The sequence below is a fragment of the Achromobacter sp. ACRQX genome (genome assembly GCF_022346505.1).
Classification (GTDB): domain Bacteria; phylum Pseudomonadota; class Gammaproteobacteria; order Burkholderiales; family Burkholderiaceae_B; genus Achromobacter; species Achromobacter animicus.
The window spans coordinates 1-18,449 of record NZ_JAKRML010000035.1; the positions used below are offsets into that span (position 1 = coordinate 1).

Sequence of the window (18,449 nt, forward strand, 5' to 3'; positions counted from 1 at the left end):
CCCCCTGGACTTCAGCCCCGCCCTGCGCCTGGACACGCCCATCGGCGCCGCCTGGCGCAGCATGATGGGCAGCCTGATCCACTTGCTGCCCACCTTGGACGACGGCGCCCGCCGCCCGCCCGCGGCGTGGCTGGAGCACCTGGAAGACACGCTGGTTTTGCATTTGCTCTACAACCAGCCCAATACTTGGCAAAACCACGCGGGCCAACCCAACACGGTCCCGCGCCGCCTGAGCGTCGCCGAGGCCTTCATGCGAGAACGCCTCGGCGCCCCGCTGACGCTGAACACCATCGCGCGCCACGCTGGGGCGAGTGCCACCGCCCTCACTAGGCTTTTTCAGGAACACCGGAATACGACGCCGATGAATGCGCTACGCGCATTCAGGCTGGACGCGGCGAGGAGCCGGCTGAAGACGCAGCCGGATGCGAGCGTCACGGAGGTGGCGCTAAGCGTGGGGTTTGGGCATCTGGGGAGGTTCTCGGAGTATTACCGGGAACGGTTCGGGGAACTGCCGAAAGAGACGCGACGCGCGGGCAGCTGATCCCGGACTGCGGTGTATGACACCGGAATCTGTCTTAAGCGCTTATGGTGGTGTCTGACACCGGAATCTGTCCTACGTGCCTGCGATAGGCGTCCGACACCGGAATCAGCCCTAGGCGCGCCGCAAGCGCGCAGCGCAGGCCCGTGGACGCGAGACGCTGCGTAAGCCCCACCAGGCCGCCCGCGCGGCCGACGTGGGGCGGGCCCCGCAAGATGTTTCATGCCCGCGAGCACGTGGACAAGAACCTAAAGAACCCCGTACACCCCAGCGACCGCCAAGAGCAAAAACCGGAGCCCGGCGTGGCGGCGGTCTGGGGCGCGCGGGGCGTGTAGATGCGCCCGAGGGAATCTGAAGGCAGTCGCCGAAGGCGACAACGAAGATGACGAAGGGGCAGTCCGGAGCGAAGGCTCCGGACCGCAATCGTAGCCCCGCGCGCCCCAGACCGACGACGCGCCGGGCGTCTTAAGAACCGCGACCGGCGAATCATCGACGACGGCCAGACATCTAGAAAACGGACCTATGCACTGCGCAGGGTGTCAGACACCTGACTTCAGCGGCATGCTCACAAGAAAATCCGCCCCACAAGCACCGAAGGCCCGCCGCCCTCGCCCCCCGGTGCCGGCCGGGAAGCAAACGCGGCGAACCTTCGATACACCGTCAAACCAAATAAACCCCTACTGCGCAGGCACCACCGCAGTCACTTCAATTTCAACCTTCGCGCGATCCTCCACCAGAGCGGCAACCTCCACCGCCGTCATCGCCGGAAAATGCCGACCGATCAACTCCCGGTAGTGTTTGCCAATGCCCGGATACGCCGCAACGTACTCCTTCCTGTCCGTCACATACCAAGTCATCCGCACGATATGCTCAGGCTTCGCCCCACCCTCGGCAAGAATCTGCACGATGTTCAGCAGCGCCTGACGCACCTGGTCCGCGAAGTCATCGGACTCGAACTGCTGCTGCCCGTTCCATCCCACCTGTCCGCCCACAAACACGATCTTGCTGCCCACCTGCATCTCGGTCAGCACACCATTCGAATAGCCCCGGGGCGCCATCCAATCCGGCGGTTGCAGAATCTTCATAACGTCTCATCCTATTGATCAAATAAACAAACCACAGGGTGGCGCCCGCTTATGCCGCGGTTGCCAGAAAATGCTGCATGCGTTCCCGCAGATCCGCAGGCAGCGGCATCGACTTCATCGTCCGCAGATCCACCGTCACGATCGTCAGCGTCGCCGACAACCGCAACTGCCCGTCCGGCCCTTCAAACCGCACCAGCGCCTTGAACGATGCACCGCCAATGCGCTGCACCGACAGCGTCTGCCGCAGTTTCTCGTGCCACCGGCTCGGCGCGCTGAAATCGCACGTCACCGACGCCATCGGCGTACCGATGTGCCGCTCCACATGCAGCGCATGAAACGGTAACCCCATTCCCTTGTCGAACCACTCCTCGACGAAATCATTGATCATCTCGAAATAGCGCGGATAGAACACGATCCCCGCCGGATCGCAATGGCGGAATCGGACTTCTACCTGGCTCACGAAAGGAGCCGTCGTGATGGGTGCTGCCATGATGTTTCCTTGATGCTTGCGATGCCTATGCCATCTTGCGCAGCGCAAACCGCTGCAACTTTCCCGTCTCCGTCCGCGGCAACGCATCCACGAACTCGATCGCGCGCGGATACTTGTAGGGCGCAATATTCGCCTTCACGAACGTCTGCATCGCCGTCACCAGCTCTGCGCTTGGCGCAAACCCCGGCTTCAGCACCACAAACGCCTTCACCACCTGACCGCGCTCGTCGTCCATCGCGCCCACCACCCCGCACTCCGCCACCGCCTCATGGCGCAGCAGCGCGTCCTCGACTTCCGGACCCGCGATGTTGTAGCCCGCCGACACGATCATGTCGTCGTTGCGCGCTTGGTAGAACAGATAGCCGTCGTCATCTTGCACGAACGTATCGCCCGGCAGATTCCAGCCGTCTTGCACGAACCGGCGCTGGCGCTCATCCGCCAGATAGCGGCAGCCCGTAGGCCCCTTGATCGCCAACCGGCCCACCGTCCCGTTCGGCACCGGCTTCATCTCATCGTCAACGATCTGCGCCACGTACCCCGGCACCACGCGGCCGATCGCACCACGGCGCACCGACTCCGGCGGGCTCGACACGAACACGTGGATCATCTCCGTGCCGCCGATGCCGTCGATCATCTCGATCCCCGTTGCGTCCTTCCAGAGCTGACGCGTCGCATCCGGCAGCGCTTCGCCCGCCGACACGCTCTTCTTCAGCGACGACAGATCGAACTTGCCCACCAGCGCCGCCATCTGGCGGTAGAAGGTCGGGGCCGTGAACACGATCGTCGCACGGAACTCCTGGATCAGTTCCAAGAGGCTTTCGGGCGACAGCTTCTCGGCCAGCACCGTGCTCGCGCCCACTCGCAGCGGAAAGCACAACAACCCGCCCAGCCCGAACGTGAACGCCAGCGGCGGCGTGCCGCAGAAAATGTCGTCCGGCCCCGGCTTGATCACATGCTTCGGGAAAAGGTCGCACATCGCCAGCACATCGCGATGAAAGTGCATGCAGCCCTTCGGCGAGCCCGTCGTGCCGCTGGTGAATGCGATCAGGCACACATCGTCCGCCGCCGTATCGCACGCCTCGAACGTGTCAGGCTTGCCGGCCGCCAGCGCGTCCAGGGCATCGGCCGCCGTATCGTTGAAGTACATCACCTGCGCCAGACCCGGGCAGTGGTTCTCGTGATCCGGCTGCGCGCAGAACTGCGCCTCGTCCTTCAGGCGCACGTCGCACAGCACCGCCTGGATCTGCGCCTTCTCGATAATCTGCTTCAGTTCCTTCGAACGCAGCAGCGGCATCGTCGGCACCGTCACCAGGCCCGCCTTGATCGCCGCCAGCCACGAGGCCGCCATCATCGGATTGTTCGGGCCGCGCAGCAGCAGGCGGTTACCCGGCACCAGCTTCATGTCCTCGGTCAGCACGCGCGCGATGCGGTTCGTCAGCGCGGCCAGTTCGCCGTAGGTCATCGTCGCCGGCTTGCCGTCCTGTCGCCAGCGCAGCGCCACGCGATCGCCGTGGCCTCGGCCGACCATCGCGTCAACCAATTCCACCGCGCAATTGAAACGCTTTGGATAGGCCACGTCGGGGCCGTCCAGCAGGAACTCAGGCCATTGTTCGCCCGGGGGCAGGTTGTCCCGGGCAAAGGTGTCGATGTGGGCGGATACTTCCATGAAAATTCCCCTTGGCTGTGCGATGCGGTTTACGTTGCAAAAAGCAGGCGCTCGATGGCCCTTTATGCCTTTAGCAATTCACGGGCGATGATCAACTTCTGCACTTCCGTGGCGCCTTCGTAGATACGCAGCGCTCTGATTTCCCTGTAAAGCTTCTCCACCGGCATCCCCGACACCACGCCAGCGCCGCCGAACATCTGCAACGCCCGGTCGATCACCGTCTGCGCCGACTCCGTCGCCGTCATCTTGGCCATCGCCGCTTCGCGCGTGGTGCGTAGCTTCTGCACGTCGCGCATCCACGCGGCGCGGTACGTCAGCAGCGCCGAGGCGTCGATGGCGGTTGCCATGTCGCCCAACGCGGCTTGCGTCAGTTGTAGGTCGGCCAGCGTCTGGCCGAACATGCGGCGCGACTTGGCGCGCGCCAATCCTTCATCCAGCGCCCGGCGCGCAAACCCCAGCGCCGCCGCCGCCACCGACGCGCGGAAGATGTCCAGCGTCATCATGGCCAGCTTGAAACCTTGCCCCGCGTCGCCCAACCGGTGCGTCACCGGGATGCGGCAGTTGTCGAACGTAATGGTCGCCAGCGGATGCGGCGCGATCAGGTCGATGCGCTCGGCCACCTCGAACCCCGGCGTGTCCGCATCCACCACGAACGCGCTGATGCCCCGCGCGCCCGGCGCTTCGCCTGTGCGCGCGAACACCACATAGAAGTCGGCGATGCCGCCGTTCGAAATCCACGTCTTGGCGCCATTCAGCACATAGTGATCGCCATCCAGCTTCGCCTCGCAGGCCAGCGCCGCCACGTCCGAGCCCGCATCGGGCTCCGACAGCGCAAAGGCCGCAATCGCCTCGCCGCGCGCCACGCGCGGCAGGTAATGCTGGCGCAGCGCATCCGAGCCCATCAGCGAAATCGCGCCGCTGCCCAGGCCCTGCATCGCAAACGCAAAGTCCGCCAATCCTTCATGCCGGGCAAACGTCTCGCGCAGGATGCATACCGCGCGGGAGTCCACCTCCGGCAGCGCGCCGCCCCAAGCCCCGCCCGGGCCGCCTGCCACCGCGTAACGCAGCCACCCGGCCTGGCCCATGGCCTTGACCAGCTTCTTGCATGCCGCATCTGCGTCGTGATGGTCCACGTCGCCCAGCGACTGCTCGCACCAGGCGTCCACGTCATGCGCCAGCTTGCGATGCGCGTCGTCGAAAAAGGGCCAGTCCAGCCAGCTTGCGTCGCGCATCATCAGTTCCCCTCAAAGACGGGCTTCTGCTTGGCCACGAAGGCCTCGTAGGCGCGATGGAAATCGCGCGTCTGCATGCAGATGGCCTGGGCCTCGGCTTCGGCCTCGATGGCTTCGTCCACGCCCATGTTCCATTCCTGGTGCAGCAGCTTCTTGGTCACGCCGTGTGCGAAGGTCGGACCTGCGGCCAGTTGCGCCGCCAGCGTCTGCGCCGCTCCCAGCAGCTTGCCGGACTCGTGCAGCGCATTGAAAAACCCCCAGCTCGCGCCCTCGTCGGCCGTCATCGCGCGGCCGGTGTAGAGCAGCTCGGAAGCACGGCCCTGACCGATCGCGCGCGGCAGCAGCGTGCATGCGCCCATGTCGGCCCCCGCCAGCCCCACGCGGGTAAAGAGGAACGCGGTCCGCGCGGCCGGCGTGCCCAAGCGCATATCCGACGCCAGCGCCACCATCGCCCCCGCGCCCGCGCACACGCCGTCCACGGCCGCCACGATGGGTTGCGGGCAAGCGCGCATGGCCTTGACCAGATCACCCGTCATGCGCGTGAAATCCAGCAGTTCCGGCATGCTCATCTTCGTGAGCGGGCCGATGATCTCGTGCACGTCGCCGCCCGAGCAGAAATTGCCGCCCGCGCCCGTCACCACCACCACCTTGATGTCGGTGGCATACACCAGCGACCGGAAGAAATCGCGCAGTTCCGCGTACGAATCAAACGTCAGCGGATTCTTGCGCTCGGGACGGTTCAGCGTAATGGTGCCGACCTTGCCGTCGTCCGACACCTGCCACAGGAACGTCTTCGCCTGGTAGCCGGCGATGGGACGCTTGTGATGCTTCATGGTGTGCTCTTCGGGCTGGGTGCTCATGGTGTCTCCGTTCATGAATGCTGGGTGGATGGAACGCCGGCCTCAGCCGGTCATCACTTCGCCGCCGTCGACGGCAATCGCCTGGCCGTTGATCGAAGCGGAGGCCGGCAGCGCCAGCCACGCGACCGTCTCGGCCACTTCCTCGGGCTGCACCAGGCGGCCCTGCGGGTTGCGCTCCGCCAGTTTCAGGCGGGCGGCTTCCGGCGTCATGCCGGTCTTCTCGACAATGTTGGCGACGGCGCCGCGCACGATGTCGGTCTCGGTATAGCCCGGGCAGACTGCGTTGACCGTCACGCCCTTCTGCGCCGTTTCCAGCGCCAGCGACCGGGTCAGCCCTATCACGCCGTGCTTTGCAGCGCAGTAGGCGCTTACATACCCATAACCGATCAGCCCTGCGGTGCTGGCCACGTTGATCACACGGCCCCACTTTTCCTGCAGCATGCCGGGCAATGCGGCCTGGATGCAGTGGAAGGTGCCCGTCAGATTGACGGCCAGCATCTGGTTCCACAGCGCGGCGTCCGTGCGGTCAAAACGCTGGCTGACCGCCTGCCCCGCGTTGTTCACCAGGATCAGCACCGGGCCAAACTCCGCTTCGGCCTGCGCGAAGGCCGCGCGCACCGAGGCTTCGTCGGCAATGTCCGCGCTGACGGCCTGCACCTGACCCAATCGGGCCAGGTCGTCGGCGGCCGCGTCCAGCGCGCCGCCATCGCGGCCCAGCAGCGTGACGCGGGCGCCGCGCTGGAGCAGCGCCCGGGCGGCTGCCAGGCCGATGCCGCGCGCGCCCCCCGTCACCAGGGCGTGACGCCCGGCGAGCGGCAGCGATTGTGCGTTCATTTGATATCCAGTTGCGCCATCGCGGCGGCGCGTTCGAAGTTGGTCTCAAGCTGGCGCTTGCCGGCGAAATACTGGCTCGGCCACGACACATCAACATAGCCCACGCGCGCCGCTTCGCGCAGCGTCCAGGAGGCGTCAGCCAAATGGGGACGTGCCAGCGCGCAGAGGTCTGCACGGCCCGACGCGATGATGCCGTTGGCGTGATCCGCCTCGAAGATGGCGCCCACCGCAATCGTCGGGATGCCGGCTTCGTTGCGGACGCGGTCGGCAAACGGCGTCTGGAACATGCGGCCGTACACCGGCTTTTCTTCCTTGCTGACCTGACCGGACGAGCAATCGATCATGTCGGCGCCCGCCGCCTTGAAGTGACGCGCGATCTCGACCGCATCGTCCGCGGTGATGCCGCCTTCCACCCAATCGCTGGCCGAGATCCGCACCGACATCGGCTTGTCCTCGGGCCACACCGCCCGCACCGCATGGAACACCTCCAGCGGAAAGCGCAGCCGGTTCTCCAGACTGCCGCCGTATTCATCCTCACGCCGATTGGTCAGCGGCGAAATAAAGCTGGACAACAGATAGCCGTGCGCGCAGTGCAGCTCCAGCCAGTCGAAGCCCGCAGCCGCCGCGCGGCGTGCCGCCGCCACAAAGTTGTCGCGCACTTCATCCATATCCGCGCGCGTCATCGCGCGCGGCGTCTGCGACACGCCTTCGATGTACGGCAGGGCCGATGCCGACACCAGCGGCCAATTGCCCTCTGCCAGCGGATGATCGATCTTCTGCCAGCCGAGCTGCGTCGACCCCTTGCGGCCCGCATGACCCAACTGCATGCCAATGCGCGCATCGCTGTTGCCGTGCACAAAGTTCACGATGCGGGCAAACGCCTGCTGCTGCTCGTCGTTCCACAGCCCCGGGCACCCCGGCGTGATGCGGCCATCCGGCGACACGCAGGTCATTTCCACCATCACCAACCCGGCGCCACCCATGGCGCGCGCGCCCAGGTGAACCAGATGGAAATCCCCCGGCACGCCGTCCGTGCACGAATACATGGCCATCGGCGACACCAGGATGCGATTCTTCAGCCGCACGCCGCGCACCTGATAAGGCGTCAGCATCGGAATCGCCGGGCGCCGGCCCTCCGGCGTGGCCGCGCCGGCGCGTTCCGCGATCCAGCGCTCAAAGCCTTCCAGCCAGGCCGGATCGCGCAGGCGCAGGTTCTCGTGCGAAATGCGCTGCGAACGGGTCAGCAACGAATACGCGAACTGCTCGGGCTCCAGGTCGGCGTAGCGCTCGACGTTCTCAAACCATTCGGTGGAGTTGCGGGCGGCGTTCTGGATCTTCAGCACCTCGACGCTGCGCACTTCTTCGTAATGACGCAGTCCGGCTTCGACGCTGCCTTCCGCGCCGCTCAGGCAACGCGCCAGCTCGATCGCGTCTTCCAGCGCCAGCTTCGTGCCCGACCCGATGGAAAAGTGCGCGGTGTGCGCGGCATCGCCCATCAGCACGACCGGCACGCGGCGCTCGCCACGGGCGGTGTCCAGCTTGTTCCAGTGGACCCACGTATTGCAGATGACGCGCGGGAAACGGATCCAGATCGCCGAACCACGCAGGTGCGACGCATTGCTGATCAGCGGATTGCCGTCCAGCCAGGGCGCAAACAACTTCTCGCAATAGGCGATACCCTCTTCCTGGCTCATCTGCTCGATGCCCGCAGCCTGCCAGGTTTCCTCCGGCGTCTCGACGATAAACGTCGACATGCCGTCCTCGTACCGGTAAGCATGCGCCTGGAACCAGCCGTGCTCGGTCTGCACGAAGGCAAAGGTGAAGGCATCGAAGACCTTCTTGGTGCCCAGCCACACGAAGCGGCAGCGGCGCTGGTCAATGTCGGGATGAAACGTTTCGGCGTACCGGGTGCGAATCTGGCTGTTGATGCCGTCCGAGGCAATGACCAGATCGGCGTCGTACTCGCGGGCGATGGCCTGGTCGTCCTGGACGAAGTTCTCGAACACGAGCTTCACGCCCACGTCTTCGCAACGCGCCTGCAGGATGTTCAGAAGCTTCTTGCGACCAATGCCGATGAAGCCGTGGCCGCTGCTGCGGATGCTGCGTCCCTTGAAATGGATGTCGATGTCATCCCAATGGTTGAACGCATCGCCAATGGTTTGCGCCGATACGGGATCGGCCTCACGCAAATTCTGCATGGTGGCGTCGGAGAAGACCACGCCCCAGCCAAAAGTGTCATACGGACGGTTGCGTTCGATGACGGTGACTTCGTTGGCGGGGTTCTGCAGTTTCATGAGCAGACCGAAATACAGGCCGGCGGGACCGCCGCCGATGCAGACTATCTTCATTGCCGTATACGCTCCAAGTACGCGACAGTCGCTCTATGGTGCTGGAGCGGAAGCCGCAGATATTTAGGTCTGGATAGTTTAGGCTTGAAATATATATCGGAAGTGGTGGGTGTGCAAATGAGGGAAAGTATTTAGTGATGCTGGAGGGGGAGGGGAAATGGGGACGATTGGAGGTCGGGTGTAGAGGCGGGGTATAGGTGTGGGTGCAGAAGAGCGTACGGGGTGTCGTTGAGGCCGCTTTGACCGTTGGTTCTGGGTTGGCGGTTGCTGCGTTCTTCTCCCGCCCCTCGGCACGGGCAACAGGGGGCCGAGCGCCCACGATTGCGGTCCGGAGCCTCCGCTCCGGACTGCCCCGTCGTCATCTTCGTCCGCCTTCGGCTCCCTTCAGATTCCCTCGGGCGCATCGACGGCGCTCGGCCCCCTGTCGCCCGCACCGAGGAGCTGCGGTGTGCATGATTCGGGGCGCTGCTAGAGCAGTGGTCAGGGACGAGTCTTGCGGGGCCCGCCGAGTCGCGGCCGCGCGGGCGGCCACGATCGGCATACGCGTTGTGGGTCGTCGTGGAGGTAGACGCTTGCGCGCTTGCGGGGAGTGGGGTTCTAAAGCTCCAGCATCACCGTGGGGAGAGCCGTGATGGGCGGCGCGGCGACGGTTCGCCACAGCCTGCCGACCGGTTCGCGCCGCCCATCGGGCACGTGAGTTCAAGTGACGATGAATGGCGGCCGGAGTGCTTCATGGTGTCTGACACCCGATTTAGTCTTACGAGTCCACTGGTGTCTGACACCCAAACGCTACCTACTCGCGAAGCGTCATCACCACGCCGCAAGACGCCGCGTAAGTCTCCGGAGGCCGCCCGCGCGGCCGAACGGAGACGGGCACCGCAAGATGCTCCGAGCCCGAAAGGAACTGCGCAAAAATGCCAAGCACGCCGACCGCCCCCGCTGCCTGAAAACTCGAATTGCCAGAGTCCGGTGCGGTGGCGTCCCGGGGTGCGCGGGGCGTCGATAAGCCCGAGGGAATCTGAAGGGAGCCGAAGGCGGACGAAGATGACGACGGGGCAGTCCGGAGCGAAGGCTCCGGACCGCAATCGTGGCCCCGCGCGCCCCGGGACGCCACCGTGCCGGACGCCTCAAGAACTCAACCCGGCAAAGGAAGAGAACCAATCACCCCCGAGCCCGCAACCACTCCTCAAGATCCCCAGCAGGCAACGGCGGCGAAAACAGAAACCCCTGCCCCGCAGCACACCCTTGCTCGATCAGAAACCGCCGCTGCTCTTCGTTCTCAACGCCTTCAGCCACAACCGGCAGACTCAAGCTTTCCCCGATCCGAATCACAGCGCTAGTCAACGCCCGAGCCGCATCATCGCTCTCCAACCCTTGCACGAAACTGCGATCCAGCTTCAGTTCGTCAACGATCAGGCGCCGCAAATGCCCCAGGCTGGAATATCCAGTCCCGAAGTCATCCATCGACAGCCGTACGCCCAACCGATGCAGTTCAGCAATCGTGCGCAACGTCCCAGCCGTGGCATCCAGAACCACGCCCTCGGTAATCTCCAGCATCAAATCCGCAGGCGCCAACCCGAACTCAGCCAACGTCGCCGCAATCATCCGCGGCAGGTTCAGATTGTGGAAATTCGTCGCCGACAGGTTCACCGACACCGAAGGCACTCGCAGACCGTTATTGCGCCAGATCGCCAATTGCGAGCAGGCCTCGCGCAACGCCCAGTCGCCTAGATCTCCGATCAGCCCACACTCTTCCGCCAGCGGTACAAACCGCGCCGGCGAAATATCCCCCAACGTCGGATGGCGCCAACGTGCAAGCGCCTCCACCCCATACAGGCTGCCGTTCTTCAAGCCAACCTGCGGCTGGTAATGCAAACGCAACGCCTTCGCTTCCAACGCATCCCGCAGCGCCGCTTCCAGCGCCAACCGTTCCTGCGCCTGACGATTCATCTCCGCGCTGAAGAACGAAATGCGATTGCGCCCCGCCGTCTTCGCCTGGTACATCGCCATGTCCGCATGGCGCAGCAGCGTATCCATGTCCCGGCCGTTCTCCGGGAACACGCTGATGCCGATGCTCACCGACGGATTCAGCGTAATGCCCCCCACCGAGAACGGCTGCGCCAGCGCCACCAGGATATGTTCCGCCGCCGCGGTCAGGCGGCCATGTTCGAACTCCGGCATCAACATCACGAACTCGTCGCCGGAAAGCCGGCCCACGATATCCGTCGCCCGCGCCAGCCGGCGCAGACGCTGCGCCACATCCCGCAGCAGCGCGTCCCCGATCGGATGGCCCAGCGTATCGTTCACCTGCTTGAAGCGGTCCAGATCCAGGAACAACACCGCCACCCGCTTGCGCTCCGGCTCCGCCCGCGCGATCGCCTGTTCCGCCTGCGCCAGCAACAGATTGCGGTTCGGCAGTCCCGTCAGTTCGTCATAGAACGCCAATTGCCGGATGCGCGCGCGCGCTTCCTCGCGTTCCAGCGCCAGCGCGCACAGGTATACGCACACGTCCACCAGACGGTGATGGAAATCATCAGGCAGCCGGCGTTCCCGGAAATAGAAACCGAACGTCCCGATCACCCGGCCATCGCTCGACTTGATCGGCGACGACCAGCACGCCTTGTATTCTTCCGGCAGCGGCAGATGGCGGTAATCGTCCCACAGCGGGTCTGTTGCAATGTCCGGCACGATCACCGGACGGCCCAGAAACGCCGCCGTGCCGCAGGCGCCCACCTGCGGGCCGATCGGCACGCCTTCCAGCGCGTCCGAATAGCCCTGCGGCAGGCTCGGCGCCGCCAGCGGGCGCAACAGGCCCGCATCGTCCACGCGAACCACCGACGCCGCCACTTCCGGCGCCAGGCGCTCCACCTCGCGGCACACCATGTTCATGACCTCGACCACCGAGGCCTCGTTCACCATCGCCTGCAGCACCCGGCGCTGCAGCACCTCGTGCACCTTCGTCGGCGTAATGTCCGTCAGCACGTCCACGATATTGACCAGCGTCCCGCGCTCGTCGAACACCGAGTTGGCCATCACCGACACCCACAGCGGCTTGCCGCCGCGGTCATAGACCAGCACGTCCTTGTGGTAGCCCTCGCGACAGGCCACGCGGCGGTGCAGTTCCTCGCGCGTGCCGCCGTCCGCGCGGCCGCCGGAGAGCAGTTCGCCCAGATCCTGGTCCAGCGCATCGCTACGGGAAAAGCCGAGCATCCGCTGAAAGCCGTCGTTCACGTAGACGATGCGGCCATCGGAGCCCGACACCGCCACCGCGTTGCCCGTTTCGTTGATGCCCAGCATCAGCAGGCGGATTTCTTCCTGGCGCTCCGCGTCCGCGATCGACTTGCGCGAAATCACCGTCACGCGGCCCACCTCGCCCGCGTCGTTCAGCAGCGGCAGGTAGGTCGCCTCGATCCACAGCGAGCTGCCATCCTTCTTGCGGTAGCGGCAGGTGCCCGAAAAGTGCTGGCCGCGGCGCAGCCGGTCCCAAACCTGTTCGCCGCTGCGCGTACCCTTGCCTTCGTCCATGCTGTCGCACAGCAGCTCGTGGCGCAGGGTCAGCGCCTCTTCGCGGGTGTAACCCACCGCGGCCAGGAAATTGGTATTGCCGTTCAACAAGGAGCCGGCTGCGTCGAAATCGAACAGCAGCAAAGCGCGGTCCATCGACGTCAGATAATTGCCCACATGCCACGCGGCGCCTTGGGGGTTCGACTGCGACCCGCCAAGATGAGAATCAAGCATAAGGGGCTCCAACCCGGATAACAGCTGTTCCGGTTTCATTCAGCGCCTCGGAAAACCAAGGGCGACGCGATCGCGTCCGTCCTGCTTGGCCAGATACAACGCCTGATCCGCCCGGCTGAGCGTCTCCGAAAACGTTTCGCCCAACTGGTGATACGCCATGCCGATACTGACCGTCAGCCGCAGGACTTCGTCGCCGGCCGGCATCGCCAGCCCCCGCACGTCGCTCACCAGGCGGTCCATGACCGCCTGCGCCGCGTCCGGGTCCGTATGGGGCAGCAGCACGAGGAATTCCTCGCCGCCCCAGCGGCCGCACAGATCGTATTCGCGCAGGCTTTCGCCCAGCACGCCGGCCAGTTCGACCAGCGCGCGGTCGCCCGTCTCGTGGCCGAAACGGTCGTTCACGGCCTTGAAGTGATCCACGTCCAGCATCGCGACGACAAAGCTGTCGCCGCTGCGCGCAGCGCGCTGGACTTCCTGCTTGATCATTTCCATCAGCGCGCGCCGGTTCAACAGGCCCGTCAGGGGGTCGCGGCTGGACGTTTCCTCGAGCGCGCGGTTCAGGTCGCGCATCATGTTCTGATAGTGATCCGAGATCCGCGCGATGCGGGTCAGGCGGCGCAGCTGGCGGTCGAACTGGTCGCACAGGCCCAGTTCACGTTCGTGCGCCATGCTTTGATAGGCGTCCGAAAGCTGCGTGACGCGCTGAATGCGCGCCATCTGTTCCTCGGTGTGCCGCCAGAGCGCTTCCAGCGCGTCGCGCAGCGGATGGCCGGCATGCGCCGGATCCGCCAGCAGCTCGGCGATACGCTGATCCAGTTCGGCGGCGCCCGGTTTCATTGGCGGCCAACCACCGAGAACGGGAACGTGCAGTCTTCCTTGAACTCTTCAGCCAGTTCGCCCACGCGCTCGTTGCGCATGTCGTAGAACCAGGTGACGCCGACCTCGCGGCCCTTGCGGTGCGCGGCTTCGAGCACATCGAAGATGTCCATGACGGACTTGATGCTGCTGGTGTTCAGGTACAGGAGTTCCAGCTCCAGCTTCAGCGGCGTGTCGCGATCCTGCAGGTACGTCTCGACCCATTCAATGACCGGGCCGAACAGCTCGAAGGAATTCTCGGGGTAGGAGTCGCCGCGCATCGCCAGCACGCCGGCGGCAGCGTCGGCGGTGATGGCGGGCGTGGACTGGGTCCCGGGAATGTTCAGGTCTTTCATCAAATACTCCGAAAATAATCCTGTTGAGCGCGCGTCCTCAGACCACCACGCTCAGGCTGAAGAAGGCCTTGCCCGGCTGTGCAGCGGGAGTCAGGCTGGCTTCCAGCGGCGCGCCGGCGCGGCGCGCGATGTCAATGAGGCCCAGGCCCGCGCCCGACGCGACGCCCTGCGTACGCGGCTTGTGCAGTTGGGCCTTGTATTCGGCTTTCAGGGCCGGCTTGTCCAGCGCGGCCAGTTCCTGGATGCGGGCGACCAGGCTGTGGCCGTCTTCCGCGCTGACCAGATTGCCCGCCGACACCACGTAGCGGCTTTCATCGCGGCGGCCGATCACCACCGTGGCGGAGGCGTCCGCGTCGCCGTTCTGCGCGGCGTACTGGCGGATGTTCTGGATCATCTCGATGTAGACCGAGAACACGTCCATGGCTTCAGCGGGCCGGACGTGCTCGGCGTTCAGGTAGTTCTTCAGCGCATTGCCGATTTCCTCGATCAGGCTGCGCGAGATCGGCCCGTTGAAACACAGCAACGTGCGGTTCTGGTCGAATCGCGCGCCCAACGCGTAAAGATCGGAGGCATTCATGGAGGGTACCGCCTTGATAACGATTATTCGAAACGGAAAGACAGCAAGGTGATGTCGTCGCGCTGGGGTCGGCCACCTTGGTACTCGGCGAGCGCCTGGCTGAACGCGGCCGCCTGTTCGGTTAACGGCCGGCGCGCGTGTGTCTTGAGCATGTCCGCAAAGCGCGTATTGCCAAAGCCGAACCCGTGCTCGCCGCCCGCCTGATCCAGAAAACCGTCGGTCGCCAGGTAATACGTCCAGCCCGGCTCCATCTGCAACGCGTTGTTCTCGTAAACCCCCATACGCTTGTCGCCCAGCGCACGCCGGCCGCCGGGCACCTCATGCAGGTTTTCGCCGTCACTTGCGTACAGGCTGATCTTCGCGCCTGCGTACAGCAGCCTGCCGGCTTGCCGGTCAATATATACCAGCCCCGCATCGGTATTGGTCGCCAAGGCGCGGGGCAGCTGCGCGTCGGCCAGCATGGCCCTGATGGCGTTGTCGGTACGCGTCAGAATGCCCGCGGGATCGCCGGGTCCAACCTCGGTGATCGCCAGATCGATCGCCGCACGCGCCAGCATCGTCATCAGCGCGCCGGGCACGCCGTGGCCCGCGCAGTCCATGATGCCCAGCAGGCAGTTGGCGCCGTCCTCACGGAACACGTAGAAATCGCCGCCAACCACGTCGCGCGGCTTCCACAGCACGAAATGGTGGGCGCCCAGCGACTGCGTCAGTTGGCGGTCCGGCAGGATCGCGCGCTGGATCAGGCTGGCGTAGTCGATGGAGTCGCCGATCTTCTTGTGCGCCGCGGCCATGGCGCGGTTGGCGTCTTCCAGTTCCGAGGTGCGTTCGCGCACCTTGGTTTCCAGCTCGGCCGTGTGCTTGCGGACCTTGTCGGCCATCACGCCGAACGCGCGGCTCAGGTCGCCGATCTCGTCCTGCCCGCCCGGCGGCAGGCGCACGTCGTAGCTGCCGTCGGCGATTGCCCGCGCGGACTGCTGCAGGCGGCGCAAGGGGCGCAGCATCAGGCGCTCGATGGCGTAGCCGAAGCACAGCAGCATCGCGGCAAACAGCAGCACCAGGCCGATGGCCGCCGGCCACAGCCAGCCGGTGTCCAGCACCCGGGCCGCGCCCAGGTCGACCACGGTCAGGACGTGCCAGTGCAGCTCCGGCATGTACGCCACCGAAACGAGCTGGCGCACGCCGTCCACCTTGACCCAGGCCGATTGCACGGACTGCGGATCCGCCTGCGCGGCATGCATGGCCGACAGCAGCTCGGCGCGGCCTTCGCCCTGATCCAGCAGGCTGAAGACCATGCCCTTGCCGCCCGCCCCGCCCGCGCCCGAGTTGTAGGCGATCAGCGCGGGGTTCATGTGCGCCTGGATCGCGCCTTCCTCGTCCACGATGATGGGCGTCACGCCGGGCTGGCCGCTGTTCACGAATTCCTTCAGGAACCCGCCCACGTCCAGACCGGCGCCCGTCAGGCCCATGACCGTCTCGCCGTCGCGGATCTGTACGTTGATCCAGACCTTTGTGGTCTTGAGCTTCAGGTCCGGGTTGACGTTGATGTTGTAGCGGGCGGGCGACTTGATCGTGGCGTAGAACCAGCCGTCGTCGGCCGCGCTGGGGCTGAGCGTGTAGCGCGGCGTCTCCGACAGCGGCTTGTCGTCGTTGAAGTAGTAGTTGCCGGAACTGGCGCTGGCGATGAAGTACGCGCCGCCGAGCAGATCGCGCCGGTAGCCGTCGGCCTCGCGGAAGAACAGCTCGCGCGCGGCGGGATCGTTTTCATTGCGGAGCCAGCGGCGCGTGACCTCGCTGTCGGCCAGGCGCTGCGACAGCGCCAGTTCGCGCGACACCGGCGCCAGGATGCGCTGGCGGTTCAGTTGCGTGAAGTTGTCGGAAAAGGCGCGGCCAAAGTGCTCGCGGACGCCGTCCAGCACCTGCCAGCCAATCAGCGCGGCCGGCGCCAAGGCGACCAGGCACGCCAACAGCAGCGCCATCAGTGATTTCCTGCGCAATCCCCATTTCGCCATGCAAAGTCTTCCTGACAACTTGATGCGACGCCACGCGCGAAAAAGGGGACGCAGATAGGACGCGCTGACCTTACGAGGCGCCGTACCCGTGCTTCGCCCCGCCTTTTGAGCCATGAGCCTGAACGCCGGCGCCCCATGCGGGCAACCGGCGCGGCTAGTGTAGATGCCAGGGGGGTTTATTGATACAGGTGCAAACGTCTGGATGCGTTCGAGACACCTTAAGTTTCACCGCAGCAATATATATCGTGATTTATTGCGTTTTATATCAGACGCTGTTACGTCTGGCAGGTCCGATTTGCAGCTTTATTACTACACGTTGGCTAGACGCCCAGATAGCGTTCCCAGAGGCTGCGGTCGGCGTCCAGGGCTTGCGAGTTGCCGGTCCACACGACTTTGCCGCGTTCCAGGATGACATGGCGATCGGCCAGGCTGAGTAACCTTTCGACATATTTATCGATCACCAGGATCGTCTGGCCGGCCTGACGCAGACGCGCCAGGCAGTTCCAGATCTCTTCCCGGATTTTCGGGGCCAGCCCTTCGGTGGCTTCGTCCAGAATCAGCAGCCGGGGGTTGGTCACCAGCGCGCGGCCGATGGCCAGCATCTGTTGCTCACCGCCCGACAACTGGTTGCCCATGTTTCGGGCGCGTTCAGCCAGCCGGGGGAAGAGTTCAAAGACGCGATCGGGCGTCCACGGTTCGCCGATCTCCGGGTTGCGCCCGGCCACGAAGGCCGTCAGGTGTTCGCGCACCGTCAGATTGGGAAAGCACTGGCGCCCTTCCGGGACGATGGCGACGCCGGCCCGCGCGATGCGGTCCGGACTCCATCCGCTGATGTCCTGCCCTGCAAAATGGATCTTGCCGCCGCGCAGCGGCAACTGGCCGAACAGCGTGCGCAGCAGCGTCGTCTTGCCCATGCCGTTGCGGCCCAGCAGCGTCACGACCTGCCCCGCGCCGATCTCCAGGTCCACGCCAAACAGCACCTGGCTGGCGCCGTAGCCGCTCTTGGCTGATTCGATGGTCAGCATCATGCGGTCTCCTCGTCGCCCAGGTAGGCCTGGCGCACTTCGGGGTTGGCGCGGATCTCGTCCGGCGTGCCCGAGGCAATCACCCGCCCGTACACCAGCACGGACAGGCGGTCGGCCAGACGGAACACCGCCTGCATGTCGTGTTCAACCAGCAGCATGGCGGCGCGTCCCCGCAAGGATTCGATCAATTCGGTCAGGCGGACGGTTTCGTCGGGCCCCATGCCTGCCATGGGTTCGTCCAGCAGCAGCACCTTGGGCCGGGCGGCAAGCGCCAGCGCGAATTCCACCTTGCGCTGTTCGCCGTGCGGCAACGTGCCCGCGGCGCGGTCGAGCAGGCTGGCGTCGATGGCGCATTCGCGGGCCAGCTCGCGCGCCTGTTCGTACAGCGCCGATTCCGCGGCGCGCGGCCTCCAGAAGCGGAAGCTGCTGCCGGCGTGGGCCTGCACGGCCAGCACCAGGTTATCCAGCACGCTGGACTGCTTGAAGATGTTGGTAATCTGGTAGGACCGCGACAGGCCCGCCGCCACGCGCTGGTGCGCGTTCATTGCGGTGACGTCGCGGCCGTCGACTTCCAGCGTGCCGGCGTCGGCGGACAGCGTGCCCGACAGCAGGTGGATCAGCGTGGACTTGCCCGCGCCGTTGGGGCCGATCAGGGCATGGATCTCGCCCGGCGCCAGCGACAGCGATACGTTGTCGGTGGCCACCAACGCGCCAAAGCGCCGGACCAGACCGCGCGCCTGCAGGGCGTGCGTTCCCGGGGCGGGTGTCCCCAAGCGGTGCGTCCCCGCGGGTTGCGTCCAATTCGCGGCTGCGCCAGTCGTGGCATTCATCGGATT

The 18,449-nt window shown here is 65.3% G+C and carries 15 protein-coding genes; 1 reads left to right on the forward strand and 14 read right to left on the reverse strand.

Features of this window, described 5'->3' with window-relative positions:
- The coding region (locus MHZ91_RS24190) for a helix-turn-helix transcriptional regulator (RefSeq protein WP_239216075.1) at positions 1-541 on the forward strand (541 nt) is incomplete at its 5' end.
- A gap of 674 nt (positions 542-1,215) precedes the next feature.
- Here the strand turns inward: MHZ91_RS24190 and MHZ91_RS24195 are convergent.
- The 14 genes from MHZ91_RS24195 to MHZ91_RS24260 all read right to left on the reverse strand — a co-directional run bounded on the left by MHZ91_RS24195 (position 1,216) and on the right by MHZ91_RS24260 (position 18,443).
- Positions 1,216-1,623, reverse strand: coding sequence for a RidA family protein (locus tag MHZ91_RS24195; protein ID WP_175125933.1), 408 nt, complete (start codon positions 1,621-1,623; stop codon positions 1,216-1,218).
- Positions 1,624-1,672: 49 nt separating this feature from the next.
- Positions 1,673-2,113 (reverse strand): thioesterase family protein, encoded by a 441-nt coding sequence (locus MHZ91_RS24200; protein ID WP_191578240.1) that lies wholly within the window; start codon positions 2,111-2,113, stop codon positions 1,673-1,675.
- 25 nt (positions 2,114-2,138) lie between these two features.
- Complete coding sequence (locus MHZ91_RS24205; RefSeq protein ID WP_239216076.1) at positions 2,139-3,779, reverse strand: AMP-binding protein; 1,641 nt, start codon at positions 3,777-3,779, stop codon at positions 2,139-2,141.
- Positions 3,780-3,841: 62 nt separating this feature from the next.
- On the reverse strand, positions 3,842-5,011 hold the full coding sequence (locus MHZ91_RS24210; protein WP_191578247.1) for an acyl-CoA dehydrogenase family protein: 1,170 nt from the start codon (positions 5,009-5,011) through the stop codon (positions 3,842-3,844).
- Between the two features lie 2 nt (positions 5,012-5,013).
- Positions 5,014-5,871 (reverse strand): enoyl-CoA hydratase family protein, encoded by an 858-nt coding sequence (locus MHZ91_RS24215; RefSeq protein ID WP_239216077.1) that lies wholly within the window; start codon positions 5,869-5,871, stop codon positions 5,014-5,016.
- Between the two features lie 42 nt (positions 5,872-5,913).
- The gene (locus MHZ91_RS24220; RefSeq protein ID WP_239216078.1) at positions 5,914-6,705 is read right to left on the reverse strand and encodes an SDR family NAD(P)-dependent oxidoreductase; all 792 of its coding nucleotides are present in this window, start codon (positions 6,703-6,705) and stop codon (positions 5,914-5,916) included.
- Entirely contained in the window at positions 6,702-9,053 is a 2,352-nt protein-coding gene (locus MHZ91_RS24225) for a bifunctional salicylyl-CoA 5-hydroxylase/oxidoreductase (protein WP_239216079.1), read from the reverse strand. Before MHZ91_RS24225 ends, MHZ91_RS24220 begins: the two co-directional genes overlap by 4 nt.
- Positions 9,054-10,214: 1,161 nt before the next feature.
- On the reverse strand, positions 10,215-12,791 hold the full coding sequence (locus MHZ91_RS24230) for an EAL domain-containing protein (protein ID WP_239216081.1): 2,577 nt from the start codon (positions 12,789-12,791) through the stop codon (positions 10,215-10,217).
- Positions 12,792-12,830: 39 nt separating this feature from the next.
- Entirely contained in the window at positions 12,831-13,628 is a 798-nt protein-coding gene (siaD, locus tag MHZ91_RS24235; RefSeq protein WP_175125940.1) for a biofilm regulation diguanylate cyclase SiaD, read from the reverse strand.
- Positions 13,625-14,002, reverse strand: a complete 378-nt coding sequence (siaC, locus tag MHZ91_RS24240) for a biofilm regulation phosphoprotein SiaC (protein ID WP_175139020.1) — start codon at positions 14,000-14,002, stop codon at positions 13,625-13,627. The genes siaD and siaC overlap by 4 nt, the downstream gene beginning before the upstream one ends.
- Before the next feature lie 37 nt (positions 14,003-14,039).
- Positions 14,040-14,579, reverse strand: a complete 540-nt coding sequence (gene siaB / locus MHZ91_RS24245) for a biofilm regulation protein kinase SiaB (RefSeq protein ID WP_056564586.1) — start codon at positions 14,577-14,579, stop codon at positions 14,040-14,042.
- A gap of 23 nt (positions 14,580-14,602) precedes the next feature.
- Positions 14,603-16,588, reverse strand: coding sequence for a biofilm regulation protein phosphatase SiaA (gene siaA, locus MHZ91_RS24250; RefSeq protein ID WP_239216084.1), 1,986 nt, complete (start codon positions 16,586-16,588; stop codon positions 14,603-14,605).
- A 320-nt stretch (positions 16,589-16,908) separates the two neighbouring features.
- Positions 16,909-17,613 (reverse strand): ABC transporter ATP-binding protein, encoded by a 705-nt coding sequence (locus MHZ91_RS24255; RefSeq protein ID WP_175139050.1) that lies wholly within the window; start codon positions 17,611-17,613, stop codon positions 16,909-16,911.
- Entirely contained in the window at positions 17,613-18,443 is an 831-nt protein-coding gene (locus MHZ91_RS24260; RefSeq protein WP_239216086.1) for an ABC transporter ATP-binding protein, read from the reverse strand. Before MHZ91_RS24260 ends, MHZ91_RS24255 begins: the two co-directional genes overlap by 1 nt.
- Positions 18,444-18,449: the final 6 nt, after the last annotated feature.

Excerpts from the sequence above, each read along its gene's own strand:
- MHZ91_RS24195 (WP_175125933.1), bottom strand. The coding sequence starts at position 1,623 with ATGAAGATTCTGCAACCGCCGGATTGGATGGCGCCCCGGGGCTATTCG.
- MHZ91_RS24200 (WP_191578240.1), bottom strand. The coding sequence starts at position 2,113 with ATGGCAGCACCCATCACGACGGCTCCTTTCGTGAGCCAGGTAGAAGTC.
- MHZ91_RS24205 (WP_239216076.1), bottom strand. The coding sequence starts at position 3,779 with ATGGAAGTATCCGCCCACATCGACACCTTTGCCCGGGACAACCTGCCC.
- MHZ91_RS24210 (WP_191578247.1), bottom strand. The coding sequence starts at position 5,011 with ATGCGCGACGCAAGCTGGCTGGACTGGCCCTTTTTCGACGACGCGCAT.
- MHZ91_RS24215 (WP_239216077.1), bottom strand. The coding sequence starts at position 5,871 with ATGAGCACCCAGCCCGAAGAGCACACCATGAAGCATCACAAGCGTCCC.
- MHZ91_RS24220 (WP_239216078.1), bottom strand. The coding sequence starts at position 6,705 with ATGAACGCACAATCGCTGCCGCTCGCCGGGCGTCACGCCCTGGTGACG.
- MHZ91_RS24225 (WP_239216079.1), bottom strand. The coding sequence starts at position 9,053 with ATGAAGATAGTCTGCATCGGCGGCGGTCCCGCCGGCCTGTATTTCGGT.
- MHZ91_RS24230 (WP_239216081.1), bottom strand. The coding sequence starts at position 12,791 with ATGCTTGATTCTCATCTTGGCGGGTCGCAGTCGAACCCCCAAGGCGCC.
- siaD (WP_175125940.1), bottom strand. The coding sequence starts at position 13,628 with ATGAAACCGGGCGCCGCCGAACTGGATCAGCGTATCGCCGAGCTGCTG.
- siaC (WP_175139020.1), bottom strand. The coding sequence starts at position 14,002 with ATGAAAGACCTGAACATTCCCGGGACCCAGTCCACGCCCGCCATCACC.
- siaB (WP_056564586.1), bottom strand. The coding sequence starts at position 14,579 with ATGAATGCCTCCGATCTTTACGCGTTGGGCGCGCGATTCGACCAGAAC.
- siaA (WP_239216084.1), bottom strand. The coding sequence starts at position 16,588 with ATGGCGAAATGGGGATTGCGCAGGAAATCACTGATGGCGCTGCTGTTG.
- MHZ91_RS24255 (WP_175139050.1), bottom strand. The coding sequence starts at position 17,613 with ATGCTGACCATCGAATCAGCCAAGAGCGGCTACGGCGCCAGCCAGGTG.
- MHZ91_RS24260 (WP_239216086.1), bottom strand. The coding sequence starts at position 18,443 with ATGAATGCCACGACTGGCGCAGCCGCGAATTGGACGCAACCCGCGGGG.